At 72.8% G+C, this 12,354-nt stretch carries 13 protein-coding genes; 7 read left to right on the top strand and 6 right to left on the bottom strand.

Going from position 1 to position 12,354, the window contains the following annotated elements; genetic code table 11:
* A partial coding sequence (locus BM165_RS23560) for a zinc-binding dehydrogenase (RefSeq protein ID WP_075015976.1) occupies positions 1-741 on the top strand: 741 nt, incomplete at its 5' end.
* Between the two features lie 177 nt (positions 742-918).
* Here BM165_RS23560 and BM165_RS23555 read toward each other — a convergent pair.
* Complete coding sequence (locus tag BM165_RS23555; RefSeq protein ID WP_075015972.1) at positions 919-2,040, bottom strand: aromatic ring-hydroxylating oxygenase subunit alpha; 1,122 nt, start codon at positions 2,038-2,040, stop codon at positions 919-921.
* Positions 2,041-2,448: 408 nt separating this feature from the next.
* Positions 2,449-3,240 carry an IclR family transcriptional regulator gene (locus BM165_RS23550; RefSeq protein WP_075015975.1) on the bottom strand — a complete coding sequence of 264 codons (792 nt, stop codon included), beginning with the start codon at positions 3,238-3,240 and terminating at the stop codon, positions 2,449-2,451.
* 126 nt (positions 3,241-3,366) lie between these two features.
* Between BM165_RS23550 and BM165_RS23545 the strand changes: the two genes are divergently transcribed.
* Together BM165_RS23545 and BM165_RS23540 are read left to right on the top strand one after the other, a co-directional pair.
* Complete coding sequence (locus BM165_RS23545; RefSeq protein ID WP_075015971.1) at positions 3,367-3,687, top strand: bifunctional 3-phenylpropionate/cinnamic acid dioxygenase ferredoxin subunit; 321 nt, start codon at positions 3,367-3,369, stop codon at positions 3,685-3,687.
* Complete coding sequence (locus tag BM165_RS23540; RefSeq protein WP_075015970.1) at positions 3,684-4,856, top strand: NAD(P)/FAD-dependent oxidoreductase; 1,173 nt, start codon at positions 3,684-3,686, stop codon at positions 4,854-4,856. Before BM165_RS23545 ends, BM165_RS23540 begins: the two co-directional genes overlap by 4 nt.
* Here the strand turns inward: BM165_RS23540 and BM165_RS23535 are convergent.
* Positions 4,833-5,981, bottom strand: a complete 1,149-nt coding sequence (locus BM165_RS23535) for an MFS transporter (RefSeq protein WP_244274449.1) — start codon at positions 5,979-5,981, stop codon at positions 4,833-4,835. The two genes, BM165_RS23540 and BM165_RS23535, sit on opposite strands and share 24 nt — an antisense overlap.
* A gap of 84 nt (positions 5,982-6,065) precedes the next feature.
* On the opposite strand from BM165_RS23535, the gene BM165_RS23530 reads away from it, so the two are divergent.
* Positions 6,066-6,677 carry a TetR/AcrR family transcriptional regulator gene (locus tag BM165_RS23530; RefSeq protein ID WP_075015968.1) on the top strand — a complete coding sequence of 204 codons (612 nt, stop codon included), beginning with the start codon at positions 6,066-6,068 and terminating at the stop codon, positions 6,675-6,677.
* Positions 6,678-6,757: 80 nt separating this feature from the next.
* Here the strand turns inward: BM165_RS23530 and BM165_RS23525 are convergent, their stop codons facing one another.
* Positions 6,758-8,605, bottom strand: coding sequence for a BCCT family transporter (locus BM165_RS23525; RefSeq protein ID WP_244274447.1), 1,848 nt, complete (start codon positions 8,603-8,605; stop codon positions 6,758-6,760).
* A 689-nt stretch (positions 8,606-9,294) separates the two neighbouring features.
* Between BM165_RS23525 and BM165_RS23520 the strand changes: the two genes are divergently transcribed.
* Genes BM165_RS23520 through BM165_RS23510 form a run of 3 tightly spaced genes read left to right on the top strand, consistent with a single transcriptional unit; the run spans position 9,295 to position 10,622 of the window.
* Positions 9,295-9,696, top strand: coding sequence for a DoxX family protein (locus tag BM165_RS23520; protein ID WP_075015973.1), 402 nt, complete (start codon positions 9,295-9,297; stop codon positions 9,694-9,696).
* Between the two features lie 48 nt (positions 9,697-9,744).
* Positions 9,745-10,023, top strand: a complete 279-nt coding sequence (locus BM165_RS23515; RefSeq protein ID WP_208976865.1) for an ATP-binding protein — start codon at positions 9,745-9,747, stop codon at positions 10,021-10,023.
* A complete protein-coding gene (locus BM165_RS23510; RefSeq protein WP_075015967.1) occupies positions 10,020-10,622 on the top strand; it encodes a response regulator transcription factor in 603 nt (200 codons plus the stop codon). Before BM165_RS23515 ends, BM165_RS23510 begins: the two co-directional genes overlap by 4 nt.
* Before the next feature lie 443 nt (positions 10,623-11,065).
* Here the strand turns inward: BM165_RS23510 and BM165_RS23505 are convergent, their stop codons facing one another.
* Both BM165_RS23505 and BM165_RS23500 read right to left on the bottom strand, forming a co-directional pair.
* Positions 11,066-11,764, bottom strand: a complete 699-nt coding sequence (locus tag BM165_RS23505) for an MFS transporter (protein ID WP_083427664.1) — start codon at positions 11,762-11,764, stop codon at positions 11,066-11,068.
* 285 nt (positions 11,765-12,049) lie between these two features.
* A partial coding sequence (locus tag BM165_RS23500; RefSeq protein WP_177225287.1) for a dihydrofolate reductase family protein occupies positions 12,050-12,354 on the bottom strand: 305 nt, incomplete at its 5' end.

Raw genomic sequence — 12,354 nt, 5'->3', positions numbered from 1 at the left:
CAGATGACGCTGGCCGACGGCACCGAGCTGTCCCCGGCGCTGGGCATCGGCGCGTTCGTGGAGAAGACGCTGGTGCACTCCGGTCAGTGCACGAAGGTCGACCCCGAGACCCCGGCCACCGCCGCCGGGCTGCTCGGCTGCGGCGTGATGGCCGGCGTCGGCGCGGCGATCAACACCGGCGGCGTGCAGCGGGGGGAGTCGGTGGCGGTGTTCGGCTGCGGCGGGGTCGGCGATGCCGCGATCGCCGGCGCGAAGCTGGCCGGGGCGACGACGATCGTCGCCGTCGACGTCGACGACCGGAAGCTGCAGTGGGCGCGGCAGTTCGGCGCCACCCACACGGTCAACTCCCGGCAGAGCGACCCGGTCGAGGCGATCAGGGGCTTCACCGGCGGCTTCGGTGTCGACGTCGCCATCGACGCCGTCGGCCGCCCGGAGGTGTTCACCCAGGCCTTCTACGCCCGCGACCTCGCCGGGCGGGTCGTGCTGGTCGGCGTCCCCACCCCCGACATGCAGCTCACCCTGCCGATGATCGAGCTGTTCGGCCGCGGCGGGGCGCTGAAGTCCTCCTGGTACGGCGACTGCCTGCCCTCCCGCGACTTCCCGATGCTGGCCGACCTGTACCGGCAGGGCCGCTTCCCGCTGGCGGACTTCGTCACCGAGACCGTCGGCCTCGACGACGTCGAGGCCGCGTTCGAGAAGATGCACCGGGGCGAGGTCCTGCGCTCGGTGGTCGTGCTCTGACGGCCGGGCCCATGAACGGCGCCCGCATCGAGAAGGCCGTGGTCAGCGGGGTGTTCAGCCTCGACGGCCAGGACTTCGACGTCGCGGACGACGTCCGTGGCGCGCCCGAACCGCTCGACCACGGACACCGCCTGCGGGCCGAGGACGACGTCCTCGGCCCGCAGGGGCGACCCCGGCTCAGTGCGACAGGCGCTGCGTCAGCCAGTCGTGGAACTCCCCGATGTGGTGCTCGGACGGGACCAGGACACCACCGTTCACGTAGGCCCGGGACGACATGGCCGGCTGGGTCCGCTCACAGGCCTCGAAGTCCTGCTCGTTGACACGGTGGAACAGCTCCACCGACCTCGACACGTCCTTCCCGGACTGCACCACCTCGCGGGTGTACAGCCAGTCGCACTCCACGATGGTCCGGTCGGCCGACACCGGGAACATGCGGTGGAAGATCACGTGGTCGGGCACGAGATTGACGAAGACCGTCGGACGGACGGTGATGGCGTAGTAGCGGCGGTCCTGGTCCTCGGCGACGCCGGGGAGCCTGTCGAAGCCCTCGCTGCCGTCGACGGTGAAGCCCTGGACGTCCTCGCCGAACTCCGCGCCGTGACCGACGTAGAACTGTGCGGCGTAGCCGTCAGCGAACTCCGGGAGCACCTCGGTGAGCTCGGGGTGGATGGTCGCGCAGTGGTAGCACTCCATGAAGTTCTCGACGATGAGCTTCCAGTTCGCCTTCACGTCGTAGGTGATGCGGCGGCCCACCGTGAGCGAGTCCAGCTCGTAGTGGTCGATGGACTCCAGGTCACCGAGGCGCTCGGTGATGGTCCCCATGACGTCGTGCTCGAAGGACGGGGGCTCCGCAGCCAGGGAGACCCAGGCGTACCCCAGCCACTCCCGCAGGTGCACCGGGACCAGGCCGTACCGCACGCGGTCGATGTCGGGCATCTTCGTCAGGTTCGGGGCTGCGATCAGCTTGCCCTCGAGGTCGTAGGTCCACGCGTGGTACGGGCACTGGAAGGCCCGCTTCACCTCACCGACGTCCTCCGTGCAGATCTGCGCGCCGCGGTGCCGGCAGATGTTGAGGAAGGCCCGCAACTGCCCGTCCCGGCTGCGGACGACCAGCACGCTCTCCCGGCCGACCTGGACCTTCCGGAACTTCCCGGGCGTCGGCAGGTCGGCGGACCGCACGGCGCAGAACCACATGGTCTCGAAGATCCGCGCCTGCTCGAGGGCGAAGACGGTCGGGTCCGTGTAGTAGTGGCCCGGCAGGGTGGAGATGAGGCTCGCGGGCAGGTCGGTGGTGGTCATACGGCACCTCGAGGTTCCGTCGGGCGATCTGGGGACGCCGGACGCCGGACAACGCATGTCTGCGCCAGGCCACGGCCGTCGCCCGTGCGAGAGATCAGGACGACCGATGTGTTGCACATTAGACAGCGGGTCGCGCAGAGCGCAACGAATCGCATCCGAGACGTCGCCGAGGCTGCCCAGTGGATGCGACGTCGGACGGGTAGCGCCACTCCCCCACCGCGGCCGTCCGGTGCAGGGGGGGGTCCCTGCGGCTCGCGCCCCGACCGGCCCCCGGGTCGGTGGACACCGCCGACCCGCGCGACCCCGATGCCGTCCCGCTCGCGTTGAGCGACACCGCACACAGGGGGCGTGCAGGGATCGGAGCGACGTCTCGACCCCACGGGCCGCGGCGCCGGCGGGCCCTCGGGCCTAGCCGAAGAAGCCCAGCCTCCGGCCCATCTCGTCGGCGCCCGAGACCACGCGCCGGGCCAGCCTGGAGAAGTCCTCCACCCCCATGCGGAAGGACGGCCCCGAGACGCTGAGTGCTGCGATCACGTCGCCGTCGGCGCCACGGACGGGCGCGGCGACGGCGTTGAGCCCGACCTCGTACTCCTCGACAGTGGCACCCCAACCCTGCTCGACGATCCCGTCGAGGTGCTGGTGCAACACCTCCGGATCGGTGATCGTCGCGGAGGTGAAGCGCTGCAGCTCGCGGGAGAGCACGCCCTTGCGGACGGCGTCGGGAGCGTGGGCCAGGAGCACCTTGCCGCTCGACGTGGCGTGCAGGGGGGTGGCCTGCCCCACCCAGTTGTGCGTGCTGAGCGCCGCCGGCCCCCGGGCCTGACTGACGTTGACGGCACGGTCGCTGTCCAGGATGGCGATGTTGACCGTCTCCTCGAGATCGGCAGCCAACGTCTCGCAGACCCGCCGCCCCTCCCGGGCGATGTCGAGCTGGGCGGCGGCGGCACCGGCCAGGCGCACGACGCCGAAGCCCAACCGGTACTTGCCGCGATCGGCCAACTGCTCGACGAAGCCCCGGCTCTCGAGGACCGCGACCAGCCGGAAGGCCGTGGACTTGTGCACCCCAAGCTCGGCGGCCACCTCCGTGACCCCGGCCTCCCCGTGTGCCGCCAGGATCTCGAGGACGCTCAGGGCTCGGTCGACGGACTGGACCGCGGCGACCGAGCTCCGCTCCCCGTGTGCGTTCTGCGGCCCAGACATGACGTCAGGGTAAATCGCCGGGCGCACGCGCCGGGCCGCCCTCTTGACGCTGCGACAGACTCCAGCCATGCTGTTGCGCTATCGGCACAGCGTTGCGACAGACGCAACAGAGAGCCTGGAGTGCTCATGATCCCGGTCTGCCCCACGACCGCGTTGCCGCCCGGCGAGGCGACCCGAGTCGAGGCCGACGAGCCCATCGCGGTCTTCAACGTCGACGGCGAGTTCTACGCCATCGACGACACGTGCACCCACCAGGACGCCTCGCTGGCCGACGGCTGGCTGGACGGCTGCACCGTGGAGTGCCCGCTGCACGCCTCCTGCTTCGATCTGCGGACCGGGAAGGTGTCCGGCCCGCCGGCCAAGACACCGGTCCGCACGCACCGGGTCGTCGTCCAGGACGGCATGGTCTACGTGCAGACGGAGCCCGTCGCCGACGGTGTCGCATGAGCCCCACGGTCGCCGTGGTCGGAGCCTCCCTGGCCGGGCTGTCGGCGGCGCGCGCTCTCCGGGAGCAGTCCTACGACGGCCGCATCGTCGTCCTCGGCGACGAGCCGCACGCTCCCTATGACCGCCCGCCCCTGTCCAAGGGGTTCCTGGCCGGCACGACCTCGCTGGACGACATCACCCTGACGGCGCCCGACGACGAGGACCTCGCGCTCGAGTGGCGGCTGCACACCACGGCGGTCGGGCTGGACCGCGTCAGCCGCTCGGTGCTGCTGGACGACGGCACCGAGCTCCAGGCGGACGGCGTCGTCCTCGCCACCGGCGCCCGTGCACGACGGCTGCCCGGTGCCGAGGGGCTCGACGGCGTGCACGTGCTGCGGTCCCTGGACGACGCGATCTCCCTGCGCGCGGACCTGGTGGCGGCCGGACGTCTCGTCGTCATCGGGGCCGGGTTCATCGGGGCAGAGGTCGCGTCCACGGCCCGCGGACTCGGGCTGGAGGTGACCGTCGTCGAGAGCCAGCCGGTTCCTCTCGCCGCCCCGTTGGGCACCGACATGGGCGCGGTCTGCGCCGAGCTGCACGCCGACCACGGCACCCGCCTGCTGACCGGCACGGGAGTCGCCGGCCTCGTCGGGACCACCAGGGTCGAGGCCGTGGAACTCACCGATGGCACCCGCCTGCCCGCCGACGTGGTGGTCGTGGGCATCGGCGCCATCCCGAACACCGAGTGGCTCGCCCACTCCGGCGTGGCCCTCGGGAACGGCGTCCTCACCGACGCGTGCGGGGCCACCAACACCCCCGGCGTGGTCGCCGTCGGAGACTGCGCCGCGGCGTGGTCGGCCGTCGCGGAGAGACACGTCCGCATCGAGCACTGGACCAGCGCTCTCGAGCAGCCGGCCACGGCGGTCGCCACACTGCTGGGCACCGGCGGACCGGCACCGACACCGGTCCCCTACTTCTGGTCCGACCAGTACGGCGCCCGCATCCAGTTCGCCGGTTCGCGCCAGGAGGGGGACGTCGCCCGCGTGGTGGAGGGCAGCTGTGCCGACCGCAGCTTCCTGGTCCTCTACGAGCGCGACGGGCACCCGGTGGCCGTCCTCGGGATGAACCAGCCCCGCCTGTTCACCCGGTGGCGACGGCAACTGCGCTCAGCCGCGCCGACGCCGCGCTGAGCAGCCGGCCGGCGGCGTCCGGCGACGACCGCGGGGAGCCACGAGCGCGGCGGCCGACACCGTGCCCGCGGCGGCGAGGAAGGTGACCGGTGCACCGGCGGCGTCGGTGAGCGCGCCGAGGAGGGCGGCACCGGCTGCCTGGCCGGTGGTCAGCGCGATGAACAGGAGCGCCGTGGCCTGCGCGGGCGCCTCCGGCGCCAGCCGGCTCGCCCAGGCGATGAGCACGCCACTCAGGGCCACGAAGCCGCAGCCGAACAGCGCCAGAGCCCCCGCGGCGACCACGACGGAGCCAGGCCACCAGGCGAGCAGCACCGTGCCGGCGGCGGTGAGCGCCGCCGAGATCCGCCAGGCGGCGGCCAGGCCGGCTCGGCGCACGGCGCTCCCGCTCAGGCCGCCGAGGAGGGCGGCTGCACCGAGCAGGCACCACAACACCCCGGTGGCCTGGCTCGACAGTCCGCTCCGGGTCGTCACGTCCGGGCCGAACGTCCACACCCCGGCCCCGCCGGCCCCGGCGAGCAGACCGGCAGTCAGCGGACGGACGAGGCGCACCGGCCGCAGGCCGGAGCCCGGCCGGTCGGGGTCGGCCGGGGGTGGGCACCAGCACGCGGACCGGTCGGCCCACCAGGTCACGAGCAGCGCGCCGCCGGCGAACCCCAGCCACGCCCAGCGCCACTCCGCCGGCCAGACGAGGACGACCAGTCCACCCGCGAGCACCCCCGCCCCCGTGCCGCTGTTCACCACCGTCTGCGACCGGGGCTCGGCGGACGGGGACACCGTCCGGGCCACGGCGGCCACCAGCGCCGGACTGGCGGCCCCCGCTCCGCTGCCGGCGACCAGTGCCCCGATCGCCAGGACCGGTGTCGCGTGCGCGGCGGCGACCACCAGCGCACCCACGGCTGCACCGACCCCGGCCGACCACAGAGCCAGACGCGCCCGCCCACCGTCGACGAGGTAGAGGCCCAGGACGGCGGCGGCGCAGTAGGCGAGATAGCTGCCCGCAGCGATGCCGCCGGCAGTGCCGGAGGTCAGCCCCAGGTCAGCACGGAACTGCGGCAGGTAGAGGCCGAAGCCGTACCGGGTGAGGCCGTAGGTCACGGCGATCACCAACAGCCCGCTGACCACCATCCGACCGTGCGGCGGACGCTGGCCGGGCGAGCCGAGGACCGACTGTAACGATCGTTTCAACATAACGATCGTTATGCTAGAGCCGTGTCCAGGGATACCGCGAGCCGACCGGCCCGGGAGCGGTTGCTCGATGCCGCCGGCGAGCTGTTCTACGAGTCCGGGATCGCTGCGACCGGGGTGGACGCCGTGCTGGCCCGAGCACGGGTGTCACCGGCGACCCTGTACGCGCACTTCTCCGGCAAGGACGGGCTGGTGGCGGCCGACCTCGAACGCCGCTTTCGGCAGTGGCAGGAGATCTGGGACGAGGTCCTCGACGAGCGGACCGACCCGGTCGACCGGCTGCTGTCGGTCTTCGACGCGGTCGTGCGGTACCGCGCGGTCGAGGGCAGCCGCCGGGGCTGCGCGTTCCTCGCCGCCGCCACTGAACTGCCGCCAGGCCATCCCGGCCAGCAGTGGCTGGCCGCCGACTCCCGACTGCTCACCGAGCGGCTCCACGACCTGGCCGAGGCCGCCGGCGTCGGAGACCCCACCGGGATCGCCGACGGTCTGCTGGCCCTCTACGACGGAGCACTGGCCCGCCTGGCACGCCAGGCGGCCACGCCGGGGCTGGACACCGGCGACCCGCTGCACCGTGCGCGGCGGATGGCGGCCGACTGGCTGGCCGGTCGAGTGGGCCCGGCCCGGCCCTCGGGCTGAGCCCGACGGAGCGGAGCCTCCCGGCACCGGAGCGACACGCGGCTCCAGGGCCGGGAGGCTCCTCCGTGCCTCCCGATGCGCTAGGCGCGCGGGTCCGAGGGCCGGCCCATCGCCTCCGCCCTGGGTTGGCTCTGCGCGGGGACGGACGGGCCGCCGTCGGCAGAAGCCACGAAATTGCCGTTCGGGCTGACCGACAGCCGGTCGTCCGCCTCGGGGCTCGCCAGGGGCGGCCGTCCCGCCTCGGCCGCGGGGTCCGACGACAGGTCCGGCGTCTTCTCCACGACCAGGACGAAGTCCTCGCCGTGGCGGCTGATGCCGTCGACGACGGCCTGCTCGATCGCCACGGTGGCGTAGTTGCCGCGCAGGACGATGGGGTCGCGGCGGAGGTCCTTGACCAGACTCACGGCCATCGCCGCCATCACGAGCGCGAACGGCAGGGCCGCGATGATCGTCAGGTTCTGCAGCCCTGTGAGTGCCGCACCGTCCTCGCCCAGGAGCAGCATGATCGCTGCGACGGAGCCCATGACGACTCCCCAGAAGACGACGACCCAGCGGCTCGGCTCCAGCGTGCCGCGCTGCGAGAGCGACCCCATGACGATCGAGGCCGCGTCTGCCCCGGACACGAAGAAGATGGCCACGAGGACCATCACGAGCACGGTCGCGGCGGTGGTCAGGGGGTATTGCTCCAGGACGCTGAACAGCTGCCCCTCCGTGGTGCCCTGACCGGCGACGTCGACGCCGCCGCGCTGAGCGGCGATCCCGGCGCCGCCGAAGACGGCGAACCACAGCAGACTGACCAGGCTGGGCACCAGGAGCACGCCGGTGACGAACTGGCGGATGGTGCGGCCGCGGCTGATGCGCGCGATGAACAACCCGACGAACGGCGTCCAACTGATCCACCAGGCCCAGTAGAAGACCGTCCAGCCGCGCAGCCAGGCGGCCATCGGGTCGCCGCCGGTGGCCTCCGTGCGCGCGGCCATCTCACCGAGGTCGGAGAAGTAGCTCCCGACCGCGTCCGGGATGAGGTTGAGGATGAAGATCGTCGGGCCCACGACGAAGACGAAGACCGCGAGCACCAGGGCCAGGACCATGTTGATGTTGGACAGCCACTGGATCCCGCGGGCGATGCCGGAGACGGCCGAGGCGACGAAGGCGGCGGTCAGCACGGCGATGATGGCGACCAGTACGCCGTCACCGACGCTGCCGAACCAGCCGAGGATCTGGACCCCGCTGCCGATCTGCAGTGCACCCAGGCCGAGCGAGGCTGCCGACCCGAAGAGCGTCGCGAAGATGGCCAGGACGTCGATGACCCGGCCGGCCGGACCGGCAGCCCGCCGCTCACCGAGAAGCGGGATGAAGGCCGAGCTGATCAGCTGACGGCGCCCCCGCCGGAACGTGCCGTAGGCGATGGCCAGCCCCACGACGGCGTACATGGCCCACGGGTGCAGCGTCCAGTGGAACAGCGTGGTGGCCATCGCCGTCTGGATGGCCTGGGACGACTCCGCCTCGGTCGTGAGCGGCGGCGGCGCGACGTAGTGGGAGAGCGGTTCGGCGACCCCGAAGAACATGAGCCCGATGCCCATGCCGGCACTGAACATCATCGCGATCCACGAGATCGTGCGGAACTCCGGCCGCTCGTCGTCGCGCCCCAGTGGGATGCGCCCGTACTTGCCGGCCGCCAGCCAGATCACGTAGACCACGAACGCCGACGCGAGCGTCACGAACAGCCAGCCGAGGTTGCCGGTCACCCAGCCGAGGACCGAGCCGCTCACGGTGCCCAGACCCGTCGGCGTGGCGAAGCCCCAGACGACGAAGCCCAGCGCCATGGCCGCGGCGATGGCGAACAGGACCCTGTCCACCGCCCAGTGGCGGTCGGCGACGCAGGGCGGCGGCTCTGCGATGGCCGGGTGGATCCCCGAGACGGACACCTCCCTGACGCGGATGACCGAGGGCTCCTCCCTCGACCCACGGGTCTCGCCCCCGACCGGCGGAGGAGCCCCCACGGCTTCCGGCGGGCTCAGCCGGCGGGAGGGTGAGGCGTGTTCGCTGCGCGGTGGCTCCATGACACTCCCCAATCGTGTTGCGTCATCCGAGACCCACTTCGCATGAGGGAACCAGAGGGTCTGCTACAGGACAAGGGCCGGAAGTGACTCTTCACACAGTCTCGCCGCGACGCGACCGTGCGTCACGCGTCCGTGACGAGTCGGACACGACGTAGCTCCAGGAGCGTTCCCGACGCTGTCACGGCGGACGACGACAGCCACGTCGTCCGGCCGGCAACGCGAGGCGGCCGACCGGCTCGACCAGGCACACCGCCGGTGACCGTCGCTGTCCTCCGGCCCCGATGCCGTACCCGTGTCTGTACCCACGGGAGAAGACTCCTCCCCGGGTCGGGAGGCCACGCGTCGGCCCAGGGCTCGACGTGAGTCACCCGGAGGGCGAGGACGCGGTCGACCGGGTGTCCCGCCGGGGGTCCACGTGGGCGGCGCCGGCGTGGCCGTGCAGTGAGGGAACGGTGGTCACTGGCTGTCGCCGGCTCAGGGGCCCGGGTCAGTCGCGGCTCCCGACCGGGCACGACCACCGGATCGGCGGCAGCACCCGCACCTACCGTGCGGTCATGGCCTCCGCCGCACGCACCGTCGCCCGTCTCCTGCTCGGCGCGGCGATGGTGGGTGCAGGAGTGCTCCACCTGACGACCCAGCGGCAGGAGTTCCAGGCCCAGGTGCCCGACTGGTTCCCCGTCGACCCGGACCTGACGGTGCTCGCCTCGGGCGTCGTCGAGATCACCTTGGGCGCGGCCTTCGTCGCGCTCCCGCGGAGACGGCGGCTCGTCGGAGCGCTGCTGGCGGCGTTCTTCGTGCTGGTCTTCCCCGGCAACGTCGCCCAGTACGTCGAGGGCACGGACGCCTTCGGTCTCGACACCGACCGGAAGCGGCTCGTCCGGCTCTTCTTCCAGCCCGTGCTCGTGCTCCTGGCCCTGTTCGGCGGCGGCTGGTGGCAGCGCACCCGGCACCACTGACCCCGCCACGACGCCGACGCCGACCGCGCCGACGACCTCCTGGCGCAGGTGCTCCGGGAGACGCCGACCAACGTCCTGCGCCACTCGCGGGCCACGCTCGTCCGCATCGCGCTCGCCGAGGGGAGCATCACCGTCGTGAACGACGGCGTCCACGAGGAGGGCCCGCCGGAACTGCGCGGGCTCGCCGACCTCGCGCGCCGCGTCGCGGACGACGGCGGAGAGCTCACCGTCGAGCGCCGGGACGGGCGTTTCCGGACGACGGCGACCCTCCCCGCACCGCCGAGCGTGGGCGGCGAGGTGGCGGCGGCCGGCGAGGCGGCCCGGTGACCACCGTCGTGCTGGCCGACGACGAGGTGCTGCTCCGCAGCGCGCTCGCCGCCCTCCTCCCCCTGGAGGGCGACATCACGGTGCTGGCCGAGGCGGCCGACGGCGCGGAGGCCACGCGGGCCACGCTCGCCCACCGGCCCGACGTGCTGGTCATCGACCTCGAGATGCCCGGCGTCGACGGGCTGGCGGCCGTCGCCGAGATCCGCCGGACGATCCCCGACCAGGTGGTCCTCATGCTCACCCGGCACGCCCGGCCCGGCGTGCTGCGCAGCGCCCTGAAGCTCGGCGTCCAGGGGTTCGCCGGCAAGGCGGCCGAGCCCGCCCACATCGCCTCGGTGATCGCGGCGCTGCACGCCGGCCGGAGGTGGATCGACCAGGACGTCTCGGCCGCGGCGATCGTCGACGACTGCCCGCTGACCGACCGGGAGATCGAGGTGCTCCGGGTGACCCGGGACGGCTACTCGGTCGCCGAGATCGCGACCCGGTTGCACCTGGCGCAGGGGACGGTGCGCAACTACCTGTCCAGCGCCATGCAGAAGACCCAGACCCACACGCGGCACGAAGCGGCTCGCTACGCACGCGAGCACGACTGGCTGTAGGCGTCCTCGGACGCCGCGACCGCAACCGCCGCCCACGCGCCGTCCCGCGCTGCGCGAGCCTGGTCGGGACGGCGTGGGGTCGAGCCGGCTCGCTCCCGCAGTAGCAGGTGGTCCTCGGCCGCCGGTGGCCCTTCGACCAGCCGATACCCGTCCGGCATCGCTGCTGACGCCAGGGTCGTCGTCACCCTCCACGACCGCGCCTGACAGGCCGAACGGCCCCCGTACACAGCCAGGTCATCCGTCGACGGACACGTCCGGACGCCGGGGGACGCCGAAGCGAGTGGGTGCCCCTGATCGGGGCCCGCTCGAGGACGGTCCGCTGCGCTGCCGCCGTCACCCGTCCGACCGTCCCGTCGGCCGAACGCGCCGGGACGGTCGGACGGGACGCAAGGCCGACCGCCGGTGTCCCGCAGGGGATCCCACAACGGGATCAGGTGATGCCCCTACCCAGTGGGCTGCACGGCGCAGGTCGGGAGACGGCGAGCCAACCAGGGCAGCAGACCCAGGCCGGCGGTGGTGGTCGCCGCCGTGGTGACCCACGGCAGTACAGGGTGGACCGCGGACATGGCCATCACCAGGGGCTCCGCCAACTGAGGGTCGGTGAAGGCGTACTGGAACATCGCCAGGTAGCGGCCGCGGAGCTGCACCGGTGCGGCGGCCTCGGCGACGGCGTTGGGCCGAGTGCCGACGAGCAGCGAGGAGGCCGCCAGGACGAGCGTGGAAGCGAGCAACCACGCCGACACCAACGAGGAGGGGGCGATCAACGCGAACAGGGCGCTGTAGAACAGCTGCAGCCTCACGGCCGTGAGCGCCGCAGCGACGGCGACGGCCACACCGATCACGTCCTGGGCGAGCAGGTAGGCGAGCAGCCCACCCGCCTGCAGGACCTGGGAGGCGACCACCACCGCCTTCGGGCCGAGGCGGTCGACCACCCGCCCGGCCACCGCCGGCACCACCAGTCCCATCGCGATCCCGACCGAGACCACCGTCCCAGCGACCGCGAGGGACAGGCCCACCGCCTCGGTGCAGTAGGCGAGCACCAACGGCAGGAACAAGCCCGAACCGGCGTTGTCCACGCCCAGCGCCACCAGCAGCGCCACGAAGCTGTGCCTGGTGAACCGCTCCGCAGCAGGCGGTGTCACGGCGTCACGGGCCAGGACGCTACGTGCAGGCAGGCTCCACGCCCCCGTGCACGAAGTCACCAGGGACGTGACGTCCTCGCCCGCTCGTACTGCACCTGTCCGAAGGATGAACCCCTCACGGCACCTCACGGTCGCGCAGACACAGGCGATCGGACAGTCCTACGTCGTCCGGTCGGCGGCACGACCCTGGCCCGTGATCCGGCGGGGCATCACGATCGTCACGGACCACGGCGCCACGAGATCCCCGGGTGGGCCCGACGCCCGCGCCGATCCGGGGCCGGGCGCTCAGCGCCTGGTCTCGTACCTGGCCAGGAGCACGCCGCCGGGGAACGTCCGGGTCTCCACCAGGGTCAGGTCCACCCAGTGGTCCAGGGCCGTGAAGAACGGCGTGCCGCCGCCCACCAGGACCGGGTGGGTGACGACCGCGTACTCGTCGATCAGCCCGGCCCGCATCGCCGCCGCGGCGAGGGTGGCGCCGCCGACGTCCATCGGACCGCCGTCCTCGGTCTTGAGCCGGGTGATCTCGGGAACCGCGTCGCCGGTCACCAGGCGGGCCCCGTCGACCGCGCTGGTCGTGGAGGAGAACACCA

The sequence above is a fragment of the Geodermatophilus obscurus genome (genome assembly GCF_900115395.1).
Classification (GTDB): domain Bacteria; phylum Actinomycetota; class Actinomycetes; order Mycobacteriales; family Geodermatophilaceae; genus Geodermatophilus; species Geodermatophilus obscurus_B.
The sequence above is the reverse complement of the archived record's forward strand: the minus strand, read 5'-3'. Positions and strand labels throughout refer to the sequence as shown.

Coding starts and splice junctions, on each gene's coding strand:
- BM165_RS23555 (WP_075015972.1), bottom strand. CDS start 2,040: ATGACCACCACCGACCTGCCCGCGAGCCTCATCTCCACCCTGCCGGGC.
- BM165_RS23550 (WP_075015975.1), bottom strand. CDS start 3,240: ATGTCTGGGCCGCAGAACGCACACGGGGAGCGGAGCTCGGTCGCCGCG.
- BM165_RS23545 (WP_075015971.1), top strand. CDS start 3,367: ATGATCCCGGTCTGCCCCACGACCGCGTTGCCGCCCGGCGAGGCGACC.
- BM165_RS23540 (WP_075015970.1), top strand. CDS start 3,684: ATGAGCCCCACGGTCGCCGTGGTCGGAGCCTCCCTGGCCGGGCTGTCG.
- BM165_RS23535 (WP_244274449.1), bottom strand. CDS start 5,981: ATGGTGGTCAGCGGGCTGTTGGTGATCGCCGTGACCTACGGCCTCACC.
- BM165_RS23520 (WP_075015973.1), top strand. CDS start 9,295: ATGGCCTCCGCCGCACGCACCGTCGCCCGTCTCCTGCTCGGCGCGGCG.